Annotated in this window: 12 protein-coding genes; 2 read left to right on the forward strand and 10 right to left on the reverse strand. The window is 65.9% G+C overall.

The genetic code is table 11. The features are described 5' to 3' along the window. Positions 1–287: 287 nt before the first annotated feature. From fliD to alr, 4 genes are all read right to left on the reverse strand, one after another. Positions 288–1,598, reverse strand: a complete 1,311-nt coding sequence (gene fliD / locus ACE3TQ_RS19725; RefSeq protein WP_374584150.1) for a flagellar filament capping protein FliD — start codon at positions 1,596–1,598, stop codon at positions 288–290. Between the two features lie 9 nt (positions 1,599–1,607). Further along, positions 1,608–1,928 carry a PilZ domain-containing protein gene (locus ACE3TQ_RS19730; RefSeq protein ID WP_374584152.1) on the reverse strand — a complete coding sequence of 107 codons (321 nt, stop codon included), beginning with the start codon at positions 1,926–1,928 and terminating at the stop codon, positions 1,608–1,610. A gap of 71 nt (positions 1,929–1,999) precedes the next feature. After that, positions 2,000–3,376, reverse strand: coding sequence for a DNA repair protein RadA (radA, locus tag ACE3TQ_RS19735; RefSeq protein WP_374584154.1), 1,377 nt, complete (start codon positions 3,374–3,376; stop codon positions 2,000–2,002). A gap of 2 nt (positions 3,377–3,378) precedes the next feature. Next, on the reverse strand, positions 3,379–4,467 hold the full coding sequence (gene alr, locus ACE3TQ_RS19740) for an alanine racemase (protein WP_374584156.1): 1,089 nt from the start codon (positions 4,465–4,467) through the stop codon (positions 3,379–3,381). Between the two features lie 128 nt (positions 4,468–4,595). On the opposite strand from alr, the gene lplT reads away from it, so the two are divergent. Further along, on the forward strand, positions 4,596–5,858 hold the full coding sequence (lplT, locus tag ACE3TQ_RS19745) for a lysophospholipid transporter LplT (protein ID WP_374584158.1): 1,263 nt from the start codon (positions 4,596–4,598) through the stop codon (positions 5,856–5,858). Here lplT and ACE3TQ_RS19750 read toward each other — a convergent pair. The 4 genes from ACE3TQ_RS19750 to tsaB are packed head-to-tail and all read right to left on the reverse strand — an operon-like array spanning position 5,855 to position 9,576. Further along, positions 5,855–6,847, reverse strand: a complete 993-nt coding sequence (locus ACE3TQ_RS19750; protein WP_374584160.1) for a DUF1853 family protein — start codon at positions 6,845–6,847, stop codon at positions 5,855–5,857. The two genes, lplT and ACE3TQ_RS19750, sit on opposite strands and share 4 nt — an antisense overlap. Next, positions 6,831–8,402, reverse strand: a complete 1,572-nt coding sequence (locus ACE3TQ_RS19755; protein ID WP_374584162.1) for a uracil-DNA glycosylase — start codon at positions 8,400–8,402, stop codon at positions 6,831–6,833. The genes ACE3TQ_RS19750 and ACE3TQ_RS19755 overlap by 17 nt, the downstream gene beginning before the upstream one ends. Continuing rightward, on the reverse strand, positions 8,399–8,872 hold the full coding sequence (gene rimI, locus ACE3TQ_RS19760; RefSeq protein ID WP_374584164.1) for a ribosomal protein S18-alanine N-acetyltransferase: 474 nt from the start codon (positions 8,870–8,872) through the stop codon (positions 8,399–8,401). Before rimI ends, ACE3TQ_RS19755 begins: the two co-directional genes overlap by 4 nt. Beyond that, positions 8,869–9,576, reverse strand: a complete 708-nt coding sequence (gene tsaB, locus ACE3TQ_RS19765) for a tRNA (adenosine(37)-N6)-threonylcarbamoyltransferase complex dimerization subunit type 1 TsaB (protein WP_374584166.1) — start codon at positions 9,574–9,576, stop codon at positions 8,869–8,871. The genes rimI and tsaB overlap by 4 nt, the downstream gene beginning before the upstream one ends. Positions 9,577–9,616: 40 nt before the next feature. Here tsaB and ACE3TQ_RS19770 point away from each other — a divergent pair, with 40 nt between their 5' ends. Beyond that, complete coding sequence (locus ACE3TQ_RS19770; RefSeq protein WP_374584168.1) at positions 9,617–10,042, forward strand: thioredoxin family protein; 426 nt, start codon at positions 9,617–9,619, stop codon at positions 10,040–10,042. Here ACE3TQ_RS19770 and ACE3TQ_RS19775 read toward each other — a convergent pair. Beyond that, a complete protein-coding gene (locus ACE3TQ_RS19775) occupies positions 10,039–12,306 on the reverse strand; it encodes a molybdopterin cofactor-binding domain-containing protein (RefSeq protein WP_374584170.1) in 2,268 nt (755 codons plus the stop codon). The genes ACE3TQ_RS19770 and ACE3TQ_RS19775 overlap by 4 nt on opposite strands. A 10-nt stretch (positions 12,307–12,316) precedes the next feature. After that, positions 12,317–15,433: an EAL domain-containing protein gene (locus ACE3TQ_RS19780; RefSeq protein WP_374584172.1), complete on the reverse strand. Its 3,117-nt coding sequence runs from the start codon at positions 15,431–15,433 to the stop codon at positions 12,317–12,319. Between the last annotated feature and the right edge of the window lie 23 nt (positions 15,434–15,456).

Raw genomic sequence — 15,456 nt, forward strand, 5'->3', positions numbered from 1 at the left:
TGGGCTTGTAATTGCAAGTCTGTCTGCTAGAGTTTAATTGTATCAACTCTAGGGAGCGGCCTACGGCAACGCAGGCTGGTTTGATATGTGGGCTCTGTTCACCATGGGCATATTCGGCTGCATGATCGCCCTGATCGTGTATGAAATCGTAGCTGAGTATCGCGGGGGACATCATAAGCTGGTCGATCGCTACCACGAGTAGCTAGCGCTTCTGCAGAGGCGAGGCTCCGCTGCGGTACCTTCGGGTAGCGCCGCCGGAGCCTTCAGTCTATCTGGGGTACGGAAAATCAGGCCAGCAGGTCCAGCAGCGACGAGGTGCCGCCGCCCTGCTCTTCCTGCGAATACAGGCGCACCAGTGCCTGCGCTTGCAGCGTCAGTGCCTGCGCCATCTTCGCCTTGCGGTCTTGCAGCGTGTCGACTTCGCGGTCGGCCTGCGTCAGCGCACGCGAGACAACGCTGCGTTCGCCGCCCAGGGCCTCCAGCCGCTTGCCGAGCGAGTCGGCCAGGCCCCTGCCTTCGTTGGTGAACAGCTTGGCGACGCCTTCCGCATCGTTGGCGATGGCGGCGGCCAGTTTGTCTTTATCGAGCTTGATGCGGCCGCTGTCGTCGAAGCTGACGCCGGCATTGGCCAGCGCTTCCTTGTTGCCGCCGGCATTGCGCACCAAATCACCCAGCTGGGCGCTGACCTGGGTCAGGGCCTGGTTGCCCTTCAACGCGCCTTTTTGCAGCGCGCCCAGGCGGTCTTGCAGCGAGTTGAAACCGGCTACGAAGGCTTCCACGTTCTTGGCGATCTGGCCGCTGTCGCGGGCGATGGTGACCGTGGTTTCGCCTTTGCCGGTGAGGTTCAGCGTGGTGCCGGCGATGGCGGATTCAATGCTGTTATCGGCACTGCGGACCGCTTTGCCATCCACCGTGAGCACAGCGTCCTGTGCGGCCTGGGTTTGCTGCATGCCATTGAACAGCTGACGCACCGTGGCGTCGCCCGAGACGCCGATCTTCAGCGCCGAGGCTTCACCGCTTGCGCTGCGCAACTGCAGCGAGGTGCCGGTGCTGGAGCGCACCAGGCTGGCGTCGAAGCCGGCGTTCTTGAGCGCTTCGGCGATGCCTTGCATGGTGTTGTTGCGGCTGTCGATGGTGACGGTCTTGCTGCTGTCGCCGCTGCCAATCCGGATCACGGTGGGCGAGCCGGTGCCGAGCGGGGTGTCGGGCGTTTGCGCTTCCGGGCTGACCAGGATTTGCTTCTGCGCCAGCTGGCTGACTTTAACGGTATGTGAGCCGGGTTCCGCCTTGCCGTTGGTGGTCACGCCCAGCACGCCCGTGCCGGAGGTGCTGGCGCGCGTGCTGAGGCCGGCTCCGGCCAAGCGTTCGGCGATGTCCTGGAACTGCGACAGCGCGCCCTGCAACTGGCCCAGGCCGGACAGGCGCGCCTGGCTGGTGTTGATGTTGGCGTTCAGCTTGGCCGCAACGCCGCGCTGGGCGGCCATGGTCTGCTCGACCCGCGCCAGCACGCTGGACGATGGTGTGCCGGCCGTGCCTGCATTGCCCAGGCCCAGCGAGGAACCGTACATATTGCTTAGCAAGCCGCTCACATAGTTCATAAGTTAAGTTTAGCGCATGAATTTGGTAATTGCACCAGCCGCTTCGTTATCTAGCGGGAGGAAGGTGAAACCGATCTTGAACTCGTCGCCCGAGAAAATGCAGTTGTTGACCTTGCCGCGCGTGTTGACGATTTGCGGCTTGCCATCGACCAGCATCTCAAACACGATCTGGCCGGTCGCGCCGACATTCACTTTGTTACCAGCCGTCAGGGAAATGCCTGCCAGGCCGAGGTCGAAGGTGCGCGCGCTCATCGGCGCGCCGCCATCCATCACGATCATTGCGCGCACACGCAGGATCTTGCGTGCGCCTTGCCTTGAATCTACTAACAATTTCTTGTCCGTTATGTGAACTGGTTGATATTGAGCCTGGTATTGTAGCCAATATTTCGGAAATTGCTACACTACTGAAGCTCCCGCAGCCGGTTAAATGCATCGTCGATGCGTTCCACCGGGATAATCGTCATGCCTTCTATCGCTTGCTTGGGCGCGTTCGCCTTCGGGATCATGGCGATCGAGAAGCCGAGCTTGGCCGCTTCGCGCAGGCGTTCCTGGCCGCGCGGGGCGGGCCGGATTTCACCGGCCAGCCCTACCTCACCAAATACCACGAATCCGTTCGGCAGTGCCTTGTTACGCATCGAAGAGTTGATCGCCATCAATACCGCAAGGTCGGCGGCCGGTTCCGTGATCTTGACGCCGCCGACGGCGTTGATGAACACGTCCTGGTCGAAGGCGGCAATGCCGGCGTGGCGGTGCAGCACCGCCAGCAGCATGGCCAGTCGATTCTGCTCCAGGCCCACCGACAGGCGGCGCGCGTTTGGCAGGTGGCTGGTGTCGACCAGGGCCTGCACTTCCACCAGCAGCGGACGCGTACCTTCCTGGGTCACCATCACGCAGGAGCCGGGCACCTGGTTCTCGTGCTGCGACAGGAACAGGGCCGATGGGTTGGACACGCCTTTCAGGCCCTTTTCCGTCATGGCGAACACGCCCAGCTCATTCACCGCGCCGAAGCGGTTCTTGATGGCGCGCACCAGGCGGAAGCTGGAGTGGTTGTCGCCTTCGAAGTACAGCACGCAGTCGACGATGTGCTCCAGCACGCGCGGGCCGGCCAGCGAACCCTCTTTCGTCACGTGGCCGACCAGGATGATGGTGGTGCCGCTCATCTTGGCGACGCGGGTCAGCTGCGCCGCGCATTCGCGCACCTGGGCCACCGAGCCGGGCGCGGAGGCCAGGGCATCGGAATACAGGGTCTGGATCGAGTCGATCACCGCCACTTGCGGTTTAAGGTCGGCCAGGGTGCCGAGGATTTTCTCGAGCTGAATTTCCGCCTGCAGCTTGAGGTCCTTGGCGTCCACCGCCAGGCGCTTGGCGCGCAGCGCGATCTGGGCGCCGGACTCCTCGCCGCTGACATACAGCACGCTCTTGACCTTGGACATATTGGCCAGCGCCTGCAGCAGCAGGGTCGATTTGCCGATGCCGGGATCGCCGCCGATCAGCACCACGCCGCCCGCCACCAGGCCGCCGCCCAGCACGCGGTCGAATTCCTCAATGCCGGTGCCGAAGCGCGGCACATCCAGCGCTTCGATATCCTGCAGCGACAGCACGGGCGCGGTCTGCGCCAGCGACTGGTGCTGCGACTGCGAAAAGCGGTTGCCGCCGGCGGCTTCGATCACGGTTTCCACCATGGTGTTCCACTGCTGGCACGACGAGCACTGGCCCGTCCATTTGCTGCTGGTGCCGCCGCATTCGCTGCAGGTGTAGTTGGTCTTCGCCTTGGCCATGCTTACGCCTCGACGACGCGTACGCGCGGCGCCAGGGCGCACATCAATTCATAGCCGATGGTGCCGGCCGCCGTCGCCACCTCGTCGATCGGCATGCCCTGCCCCCACAGCACCACTTTGCTGCCGACGCGTGCATTCGGCACTGGCGTCAGGTCCACGGTCAGCATATCCATCGACACCCGGCCCACCAGGCGGGTGCGCACGCCGTCCACCAGGACCGGCGTGTCGACCGGCGCGTGGCGCGGATAGCCGTCGGCGTAGCCGCAGGCCACCACGCCGATGCGCATGGCTTGTTCGGCCTTGAAGCGGCTGCCGTAGCCGACGTAGTCGCCCGGGCCGATCTCCTGCACGCCAATCAGTTCGCTGGACAGGGTCATGGTCGGCTGCAGGCCGAATTCCTCGGCGCTCTTGCCACCCGGCGTGCCGCCGTACAGCATGATGCCGGGACGGATCCAGTCGGTCGCCAGCACTTCGCCCAGCTCCGGCATGTGCAGGATGCCGGCCGAATTGCACAGGCTGCGCGCGCCCGGCAGGCCGGCCGCGCCTTCGTTAAAGCGGCGCACCTGCTCGGCCAGCGGCATGCACGGGTGGTGCAGTTCGTCGGCATTGGCAAAGTGGGTCATCTGGGTGATCGTGCCAACGTGCGGGATGGCGCGCAGGCGGGCGTGGGCGGCCGCGTATTCGGAAGGCTTGAAGCCGAGGCGGTTCATGCCGGTGTTCATCTTGAGGTGAACATTGACGGGGCGTGCCAGCGCGGTGCGCTCCAGCATTTCCAGCTGTTCCACGCAGTGCACCGCGCCTTCGATACCATGTTCGGCCATCGACAACAAGTCGGCGCTGTCGAACCAACCCTCTAAAAGGAGGATCGGCTTGGTCCAGCCCAGTTCGCGCAGGCGCACCGCATTATCCGGTTCGATCAGCGCCAGGCCGTCGGCGGCGGCGAAGCCGCGCATGCCGTGCTCCAGGCCATGGCCGTAGGCATTGGCTTTGACCACACCCCAGGCTTTGGCGCCCGGCGCGCACGCTTTGGCGCGGGCCAGGTTATGTTGCATTGCAGCGAGATGGATCTGGGCGACGATGGGCCTTGGCATGGCGGAAACCTGGCAAAAATAGAATGCGGCATTTTAACCTTAGCGCCCACTTAATGCAGGCTCCAATTCTTTGGAAACCTTCCTTTCCATGGTATAAAGCATGCCGAGATAATTATCGGGCGTCCTGAATGAATCGTGGTTTTTATACCATCATGGCCGCGCAGTTCTTTTCGTCGCTGGCAGACAATGCTCTGCTGATCGTGGCGATCGACCTGCTGGTGACCATGCAAGCTCCGGCCTGGGTAACCCCCTTGCTGAAGCTGACTTTTGTGCTGTTTTACGTGCTGTTGGCAGCATTCGTAGGCGCTTTCGCTGACGCCCTGCCTAAGGGCCGGGTCATGTTCATTTCCAACCTGATCAAGATTTTCGGCTGCGCGCTGATCTTCTATCACGTGCATCCGCTGGCTGCCTATGCGGTGGTTGGCTTTGGCGCGGCGGTGTATTCGCCGGCCAAGTACGGCATCCTGACCGAACTGCTGCCGCCGGAGAAGCTGGTGATCGCCAACGGCTGGATCGAAGGCCTGACCGTCAGCTCCGTCATCCTCGGCATCGCCCTGGGCGGCGCGCTGGTGGGCGGCCCGGTGTCGGCGGCTTTGAACAGCTTCGACATGCCGGGCATCGAAACCGGCATCGACACCGTAAGCGAAACGGCGCTGATGGTGGTGATGTTTACCTACCTGCTGGCGACCCTGTTCAACCTGCGCATCCCGGATACCGGCGCGCGCTACGACCACCAGGAGCGCAACCCGCTGCGCCTGATCGGCGATTTCGCGAATTGCTGCGGCATCCTGTGGCGCGACAAGCTGGGTCAGATCTCGCTGGCGGTGACCACCCTGTTCTGGGGCGCGGGCGCCACCTTGCAGTTCATCGTGCTGGAATGGGCCAAGCAGTCGCTCGGCATGACGCTGGATAAGGCGACCAGCACGATCGCGGTGTTCGCCGTGGGCGTGGCGCTGGGCGCGGCCCTGTCGGCGCGCTTTATCTCGCTGCGCAATTCGCTGAAGGTGATCCCGCTGGGCATCGCGATGGGCATCGTGGTCATGCTGATGATCTTCGTGCACGATGTGCGCCTGGCCTATCCGCTGCTGATCCTGGTGGGCTTGCTGGCCGGCTTCTTCGTGGTGCCGATGAACGCGCTGCTGCAGCATCGCGGCCACGTGCTGATGAGCGCCGGCCACTCAATCGCGGTGCAGAACTTCAATGAGAACCTGTCGATCCTGACCATGCTGGCCATGTATGCGCTGATGGTGAAACTGCACCTGAGCATCAACACCATCATCGTGCTGTTCGGCCTGTTCGTGGCGGGTTCCATGTTCGCCATCCAGCAGCTGCATAAAGCCAACCAGGCCAAGCATGATTCGCTCGGCCTGATCGGCGAGCACAAACACTAAGCGGGCAACGCCCCTTCACCGCGGCGCGCCTGGGCCCGGGCGCGCCAGTCATCCGGCACCACAAAGCCGCGCTCCACTTCTTCCAGCCAGCCGCCCTCTTCCCGCACCGTTGCGACCAGCACGGGGCTGGGGTCGGTGGCAAACTTTTCCGCCAGCGTCTCCAGCAACGCCACCCGCGCCAGGGGTGCGGGCGTGGCGGGCACACGGCCGTCTGCCTCGCCGCCGCGCTGCGCCGGCGTGCGCAGGGGCGCCAGCCATTGCAGGCGCGGCATCACGATGAATTGTTCGCCCGGCGCGGCGGCTTGTTCAGCAAGGGTGCGCCAGTGGCCGCGACAGTGGTCCGGCGCAATGCCTTCGATCCGCGGTTCGGCTTCGGTGGCGTGGTAGAACAGCCAGCCTTTGACCAGGGCTTGCGCGCTGCTGACCGGCGCCGGGACGGCTTGCTGGGCGGCCGGGTGGCGTGCCAGCTGCAACTGGGCGTGGAAGATCTTGCGCATTTTCAGGCCGAGCGTGTCGGCCAGGTTGGGGCCGACCAGGCGGTTGTAATTACCGCTGTCAGGGTCGCCGTCGAGCAGGTAGAACTTGGTGGCGAATTCGATGTGGCGCACGCTGGCGCCGCCCTCTTCCCGCAGCAGGAAATCGAACTCGCCGATGGTGCCGTTCTTGCCGTCCCGGACTTGCAGGCCGTGCGCGGCCAATTGGCCCTGCTGGGCGAAGTAGAAGGCCATCAGCTTTTCGGCGTACAGGCCAAGGCGGGAGTAGAAGCGGTTGCCCAGTGCAGCGTCGAGCGGTGTGGGGTCGGCGTCGAGGTCGGCCAGCCAGTTGGCGACCGCCGCGCTGACTGGGCCGAGCGTGGCGATCTGGCCTTGCCAGTGCGGGCTGTGCGGGTCGAGCAGGTCGGGAGAATCAAGCAGCCACGCCAGGGCGCGGACATGGGGCCGCGCGAGGTGGCCCCATTTGCGGTGGAAGCTTCTAGCGTCGGCCGGCATGGGCGGCTTTGGCCAGGCACAGGTCCTGCCATGCCTTGGCTTTTTCTTCCGGCTTTTCCAGCAGGTTGGCCGGGTGGTAGGTGGCGACTACCGGCACGCCGCCGTGCAGCATGATACGGCCGCGCGCGGCGCTGCCCAGCAGGCCCTTGCCGGTGCTGTGGCCGAAGGCGACGATCACCTTTGCTTGCGTCAGTTGCAGCTCGCGCTCCAGGTAGGGGCGGCAGGCTTGCAGTTCTTCGGCGCTTGGGGCGTGCGGGGCGTGGCATTTCACCAGGCTGGTGATGTATGCGCCCTTCTCTGTGCTTTGGCCGACGGCTTTGAGCATATTGTCCAGCAAGTAGCCGGGGTCGCCGGCGAACTGGTAGCCTTCGCTGTCTTCCGCCTGGCCTGGGGCGGTGTCGAGGGCGATCCAGGTCGCCTGCTCGTCGCCTCGGCCGGGGATGGCTTGCTGGCGGGTTTCGCAGCGCGCGCAGCGGGTGCAGCTTTGAACGGCCGCTTGCAGGGCTGGCCAGTCCATGGCGGCGATGTCTCCATCGCTTGTCTGGGCGGGGCGCGGTGCTGCGTGGCCCGGGGCGGATTCTGCGCCGCGACGGGCGGCCGGCGCGGCGGCTGGCTGCTCGTCGTCGAACCAGGCGGGCGGTTCGTCCATTGGAATGTCGTCGTAGGCGGGCTGCGGGTCCACAGGGCGCGCGGCGGCTTGCGCTGGCCGCTGCGGCGGCGCGGCAGGGGCTGGGCGCTGCGGCGGCGCTGCGTCAGGCTGCTCCGGGGCCGCTACTTTCTTACGCTGCGGCTTGAATTCCGGCGTTGGGGCGTCGTCGAACCAGGACATGTCTTCACCTGTCGAGGCAATGCTCGGCGTGCCGGGCACCCGCGCTGGTGCGGATGGCGGCGAGCCGGCAGCAGGCGCGCCCTGCCCCTCGACAGATGCGCCAGGCTCCGCTGCGGGCTGCTGCTGCATTGCCGCGCGTGCTGCTGCGGCGGCAGGCGATGCCGGAGCGGTTGATGGCGTCGGGTGCGCGGCGGTTACATCGTGCTGCGCGGCGTCAGGCGGCAACGCTGCGGCACGCGCGGCGGCGTGTGGTGGCGCCGCATGCGCGGCGGGCGCGCCGGGGACGGCAGCGTCAGGCGGCAATGCTGCGGCCCGCGCGGCGGCGGCGTGTGAGGGCGCCGGGTACACGGCGGGTGCATCGTGCTGGGCCGCGGCGGGCGCATCGTGGGGGGCGGCGTCGGGCGGCAACGCGGCGACGCGGGCGGCGGCGTGTGAGGGCGCGGGATAAGCGACGGGCGCATCGTGCGGGGCGGCGCCGGGCGGCAGCGCGGCGGCGCGGGCGGCGGCGTGTGGTGGCGCCGGGTGCACGGCGGGCGCATGGTGCTGGGCGGCGGGATGCGCGCCAAGTCCGGCGGCGCTGGCGGGTGCGTGCGGCGGCGGCATATCGCCGGCAAGGTCGGCGGCGGCCGGGGCAGCATCAGCGGCAGGCGCGGGCCGATTGCGCAGGCGCCATTGCGGCCCCACGCCCATCTCTTCCAGGAACACAGCGGAGCGACGATCGCTCATAGTCCAAACCGCATCACAATTGCGTCCTCGCGAGTTGAGTTGGCCGCCGGGTAGTACCCTTTGCGGCGCCCGATTTCTGCAAAACCATAGCGCTGGTAGATCTCCAGCGCGCGCACATTGGAGGGGCGCACCTCGAGCAGGATCGACTCCATGCCCAGGCCACGCGACAAGGCCACGGCCTGGTTCACCAGCACGCGTCCCAGCCCCTTGCCCTGCCACGGCCGCGCCACGGCGACGTTCAGCAGGTGCGCTTCATCGACAATGCCCATCACGAGGAAGTACCCCATCAACTCACGGTCCGGGGCGCGCAGCACCCAGGCGTGGTAGCCCTGGTTCAGGGAATCGATGAAATTGGCGCGGCTCCAGGGGTGCGGGTACACCTCCTGCTCCACCGCCACCACCTCGTCAAGGTCACTTTCCTGCATCGGCTCGTAAATCAGCCGGGCCAGATCCCACACCGGTTGCTTCATGCCTGCGACGCCTTCATCTCTTCACGTTCCGCCTTGGTGTAGGCAACCTTGTTGCGCAGGTAAAGCGGCTGCGCCTGGGCCGCCGGCACGGCATGGCCGGCCGCGAAGGCGGCGCGCCCCAGCTGAGCGACCTGCACCGCGTGCGGCATGATGGCGGTGTCGGCGCCTTCGGCGAAGGCCTTGCCGGCAAACGCTTCGGCATACGCAGGGAAACCGTTGCCGCAGGCGCGCACCGGGCCGGACGGGGCGACATCACCCGGCGCCGACAGCGCGGCAGGCAGCACTGCCACCGGCAGGCCGCCGTCGAAACGGTACTGCGCCCAGTAAACTTCATTCATGCGCGCATCGAGCACGGTCAGCACCTGCGCCGGCGCGGCGTCGCCGTGGCTGGCCAGGTGCGCCAACGCCATGGCGTCGAGGGTGACGATCGGCAGCAGCGGCAGGCCGGCGCCGAAACCGAGGCCCTGCGCAATGCCGCAAGCGGTGCGCACGCCGGTGAAGGAACCTGGCCCCGCGCCGTAGGCGATAGCGTCGCAATCGCGCAGGACGATACCCGCCTCCTCCAGCAATTCCTGGATCATGGGCAGCACGGCCTGGGAATGGGTACGTACGCCGGACGATTCGCGGAAATACACGCGCTCCCCGCGCAGCAAGGCGCAGGAAGCCATTTCAGAGGATGTTTCGATTGCAAGAATGGTAGCCATGGCCGGTATTTTAACCTGTGGGCATGTACAATAGCACCCCATGCACAGCACTACCCTACATGCCGACAACCGCGCCGAAGTGGCCGCCGCGCTGGCGCAGGACCGCCTGATCGTGGCCTGCCTGTGCGCCGCATGGTGCGGCACGTGCGCGTCCTACCGCGCCGTATTCGAGGAACTGGCCAGCCGCCATCCCGACAAATACTTCCTGTGGGTTGATATTGAGGACCACGCCGACCTGGTGGGCGACCTCGATGTGGAAAATTTCCCTACCCTGCTGGTCCAGCGCCACGAACACGTGGCCTTCTTCGGCACCATGCTGCCGGACCCGAACGTGGCGCACCGCCTGATCCTGGCCCAGGCCGAACTGAGCGACGAGGAACTGGCGCGCCAGGCGGCATCCACCGAGGAACGCCGCCAGTGGCAGCAGGAATGCAACCTGCGTGCCCTGCTGGGCCAGGGCGCTTAAGCCAGACGTAACGGCAGGCTGCGCAGGCGCTGGCCGGTCAGCGCGAACACCGCATTGGCCACCGCCGGCGCGACAGGCGGCGTGGGAGGTTCGCCGACGCCGGTCGGGCGCCCGGTGCTGAGGGTGATGATGGTTTCCACCTGCGGCACCACATTCATGCGCGGCACAGGGAAATCGTGGAAGTTGGTCTGCACCACCTTGCCGTCCTTGATCGTGATCTCGCCTTCCAGCGCCGCCGCCAGGCCGAACACCACGCCCGACTCCACCTGCTGCGCCACGATATTCGGGTTCACCACCAGACCGCAGTCGATTGCGCACACCACGCGGTGCACGCGGATCTGCTTATCCTCCACCGAAACTTCCGCCACCTGGGCCACGATGGAGCCGAAAGACTGGTGCAGCGCCACGCCATGCGCGCGCCCTTCCGGCGCCTTGCCGGCCTTGGCCACCGCCGCATTCAAGACCGCCAGGTGGCGCGGGTGGTTGATCAGCATGGTGCGGCGGAACTCCACCGGGTCCTTGCCGGCCGCGCTGGCCATTTCATCGACAAAGCTCTCCTTGAAGAAGGCGTTGTGCGAATGGCCCACCGCGCGCCAGTTCCCCAGCGGTACCGCGCTGTCCACCGCCACGTGGCTGATGCGCTGGTTGGGAATTTCGTACTGCATGTCGTACAGGCCTTCCGAGGTGTGCTTCTCCGGCCCCATGCCCGGCAGGCCCAGGTTGCGTTCGATGAACTGGTGCACCAGCACGCCGCTCGCGCTGCGCGCGTCCCAGGCCACGATATTGCCGGCGCCATCCAGCCCCGCCTCCAGGCGCGCCACGGCGGCCGGGCGGTACACGTCGTGCGTCATATCGTCTTCGCGGGTCCAGATCACCTGCACCGGCGCGCCCTTGCATTCGCGCGCGATGGCGACGGCCTGCGCCACCATGTCCGACTCCAGGCGGCGTCCAAAGCCGCCGCCCAGCAGGTGCTCGTGCAGGATCACATCGTCCTCGCCCACGCCGGCCACCTGCGCCGCCGCGCGCACGGCAAAGGTCGATGATTGCGTGCCAAGCCACAGGTGCACCTTGCCATCCTTGACCTGCGCCGTGCAGTTGACCGGCTCCATGGTCGCATGGGCCAGGAACGGCGCGCGGTACTCGGAACGGACAGTGCGCAAGGCATCCTTGGCCTTCTCCATGTCGCCCACGGAGTAGTAGGTAAAGCCGTCGTCATTGGACAGCGCGGCCGCCAGGTCGGCATAGATCTTTTCACTCGACAGCGCGCCATTGCCGCCGTCGTTCCAGCGCACCGGCAAGGCTGCCGCCGCCTGGCGCGCCTGCCAGAAGGTGCGCGCCACCACCGCCACGCCGGCGCCGGCGCCCGAGTTTTTCGGCAAGGCGCCGCTGAAGTCGATCACGCTCAGCACGCCCGGCATGCCGGTCACTTCGCCCGGGCTGATGCCCTGCACCGAGCCGCCCACATACGGCGACATGCGCAGCGCCGCGTAGACCATGCCCTCCGGGCGGGCGTCGATGCCGTACTTGGCGGCTCCTTCCGATTTGATGCGCGAGTCGCGGCGCGGCAGCGGCTGGCCGATCAGGCGGAAACTGTGCGGGTCCTTCAGCTTGACCTCGTGCGGCTGGCCCAGGGCCGCGCGCGCGGCCAGGCTGCCGTAGCTGGCCTGGCGCTTGCTGATATCGTGGTACAGCACACCGTTTTCGGTGCGCACCTGGGCGTGCGGCACTTTCCAATCGCGCGCCGCCTCGGCGATCAGCAGCGCGCGCGCCGTGGCGCCGGCTTCGCGCATCGGCTCCCAGGCGTCGGCCACGCTGGACGAGCCGCCCGTGATGATGATGCCCAGTTCACGCCCGACCTTTTCCAGCATGCGGGTCGCCACGCGCCGCGTCTGGCCCATGTCGTCCGGATGGAAGTGCCAGTTATCGTGCATGACGGCGAGGTTGCTGTAGATCTTGTCGACCGGCGCCTGGATCAATTTGATCGCATCCAGCGCCACGTCCAGCTCCTCGGCCACCAGCATGGCGAGCGCGGTATGCACGCCCTGCCCCATCTCGGCGCGTGGCATGGCCAGCTGCACGCTGCCATCGGGGGCGATGGCGATCCAGCCGTTCAACGGCACCGCGCCGTTTTCCACCGGCAGCGGTTCCTTGCCGCGCAGGCGCTGGCGTGGCGGCATGACGCCCCAGCCGACCACCATGGCGCCGGCAACGGCAACGCCGCTCAGCAGAAAGCGGCGGCGGGAAAACTTCTTCGGTTGGAGCATCGTACCCTCGTTATGGCAGCCAGCGCTGCAGCAAGTCGTCCGGCATTACCGGCCGGCTGTAATAGTAGCCTTGCGCCTGGTTGCAGCCATGGCGCAGCAGGAAGGCCGCCTGCTGTTCCGTCTCCACGCCTTCGGCGATGACGGACAGGTTCATGCTGCGGCCCAGTTGGATGATGGCGATGGCGATCGCCTCGTCGTTGACGTCGGTCGAAATGTCTTTGATGAAGGAGCGGTCGATCTTCAGGGTCTGCACCGGCATCTGCTTCAGGTAGGCCAGCGAGGAATAGCCGGTGCCGAAATCGTCGATCGCCAGCGACACGCCGACCGCGTGCAGGTCGTTGATGAAGGCCAGCGCGTCGCCGGTGTTCATGATCACGGATTCGGTCACCTCCAGCTGCAGGCGGTGCGGTTCCAGGCCGGTCTCGCGCAGGATCTCCGCCACGGTGTTGACCATGCTGCCGCGCTCGAACTGCTTGGCCGACAGGTTGACCGCGATCTTCGGCACCACCAGGCCGGCTTCCTGCCAGCGCACCATCTGGCGGCACGCCTCGACCAGCACCCACTGGCCCAGCTGGTTGATGAAGCCCGTATCCTCCGCCAGCGGGATAAAGCGGTTCGGCGGCACCAGGCCCAGCTCCGGATGGTTCCAGCGCACCAGCGCCTCCACGCCCAGCAGCTTGCCGGTGTCGATCTCCACCTGCGGCTGGAAGTTGAGGAAGACTTCCTCCTTCTCGATCGAGCGGCGCAGGAAGGTTTCCAGGCGCAGGCGCTCGACGCCCTCGCCCGTCATGGACGGCTGGTAGAAACGGTAGCCGTTGCGGCCGCGCGCCTTGGCCTGGTACATGGCCACGTCGGCGTTACGGATCAACATATTCAGGTCGCTGGCATCGGTCGGGAACACCGAGATGCCGACCGAGCAGGTCACGAACAGCTCGTGGCCCGCCACCATGAACGGGTGCTCGAACATGGCCACCAGCTTTTCCGCCACCTGGCCGGCGCCGTACTGGCCTTCCACATCCTCCAGCAGCACAATGAATTCGTCGCCGCCCAGGCGCGCCAGCGTATCGCCTTCGCGCAGCTTGTCCGACAGCGCGTGCGCCACCTGCTTCAGCAGCTCGTCGCCGATATGGTGGCCCAGAGTATCGTTGACGTTCTTGAAGCGGTCCAGGTCGATGAACAGCAGCGCCAGCTGCTCGTTGCTGCGCACCGAACGCTGGATGGCGTGCTGCAGGCGGTCGTGGAACAGCAGGCGGTTCGGCAATTGGGTCAGCGGGTCGTGGTGCGCCAGGTGGTCCAGCTTCTCCTGCGATTCCTTGACCAGCGTGATGTCGCTGAACACGCCCACATAGTGGGTCGTGACGCCGCGCGTGTCGCGCACCGCGGTCAGCGTCAGCCACTCCAGGTACAACTCGCCGCTCTTGCGCTCACTCCAGATCTCGCCGCGCCAATAGCCGTGGTCGACCAGCTCCTTCCACAGCTCGGCGTGGAATTGCTCGTCGTGGCGGCCGGAACGCGTCAGGCTGCGGTCGCGCCCCAGCGATTCGGCCTCGGTGTAACCGGTGATCTGGGTGAAGGCCGGGTTGACCGCCACGATCACGCCCTTGTCGTCGATCACCATCACGCCATCGGCAATGTGCTCCAGCACGGTGGCCGAGAGGCGCAGTTTTTCTTCCGCTTCCTTGCGCGCGGTGATGTCCGCATAGACCCAGATCGAGCCTTCATTCGGGCGGTTCTGGTCGATGGCGCAGCCGGACACCATGCACCAGAACAGCGAGCCATCCTTGCGGCGGTAGTGGCGCTCCTCGCTGAAGTATTCGCCGCTTTGCAGCGACGGGTACTGGCGCGCGCCGGCCGATTCGAAATCGAAGGTGGTTGGGAACACGATGGCGGTGGAAGCGCCCAGCATCTGGCCCGGGCCATAGCCGAACAGGTCTTCGCAGCGGCGGTTGACCGACACGATGGTACGGTGGCGCACGAACATCACGCCGAACATCACGTTATCCAGGATCGCGCTCTGTTCGGCCAGCAGGCCCTCGATGCGCATCTCGTTGTGCTTGCGCTGGCTGATGTCGGAAATGATGCCGTCCACCCACGGCGCGCCGCCCGACTCGGCCGGCTGCGGCTGGCCGTTCTCGGCCACCCAGCGCTCGGTGCCGGTGGAGTCGATGATGCGGTATTCGATTTCGTACGGCTTGCCGTCCTGGATCGCCTGCACCACGGCGCGCCGCTGGCGTTTGCGGTCTTCCGGGCAGATCAGGTTGGCCCAGGCGTGCGTGGTGCTGCGCATGAACTGCGCGGCAGAGTAGCCGGAAATATCCTCAATCGCATCCGACACGAAATCGATCGGCCCGTCGGGGCGGAAGCGGAACACCGCGCCCGGCACCTGGGTCACGATGGTGCGGAAGCGTTCCTCGCGCTGGGCGATGTCCTCGAACAGGTGCTTGATCGCCACCCGCATCTGGTCCAGCTGGCCGGCCAGGCGGCCCAATTCATCGCTGCCGCTCAATTCCATGCGCGTCTCAAAGTCGCCGTGCGACAGGCGGTCGGAGAAGCGCATCAGCTTGCGCAGGGGTTTCAGCAGGCGCTGGTTCAGGAACAGCACGATCAGCAGCAGCGAGACCGTCAGCTGCGCCGCCAGCACGAAGACGTAGGACAGCTGCTTCTCGCGCAGTTCCTGCTGCGAGCGCGCATCGTCCATCTCCACCATGATCTTGCCGATCTTCTCGCCGCGCACCAGGATTTCGCGCTCGGCGCGCACCACGTTGCCGATGGCGCGCTTGGGCGCCTCCACGTGCATGAACTGGGTATCGGCCTGCCCGGTCACCTGCACCTGCAGCACCGAACGGTCGCGCATCACGGATTCGACCAGCGAATGGGCCGATTCCGCATTCATATTCCACAGGGATTCCTGCATGCCGAGGGCCAGGATGTCGGCGTTGCGCTGCAGGGATTCGTTCAGCGCCGTCTGCGCCGACTTCTGCTCATGCACGCCGATCAGCAGGTAGCTACCGATAATCGCTGGAATGACCAGGCCGCCGAATACCACCAGTAACAGGGCACCGTAAATGGACAAGCCATATAGTGCGCTCAGGCGGGACCTTAATTTGTTATAAAAATTCCGAGCCATGCAAGCGTTCTGGTGGAAAAGAT

Source organism: Pseudoduganella sp. (assembly GCF_041914865.1).
Taxonomy (GTDB): Bacteria; Pseudomonadota; Gammaproteobacteria; order Burkholderiales; family Burkholderiaceae_D; genus Rugamonas.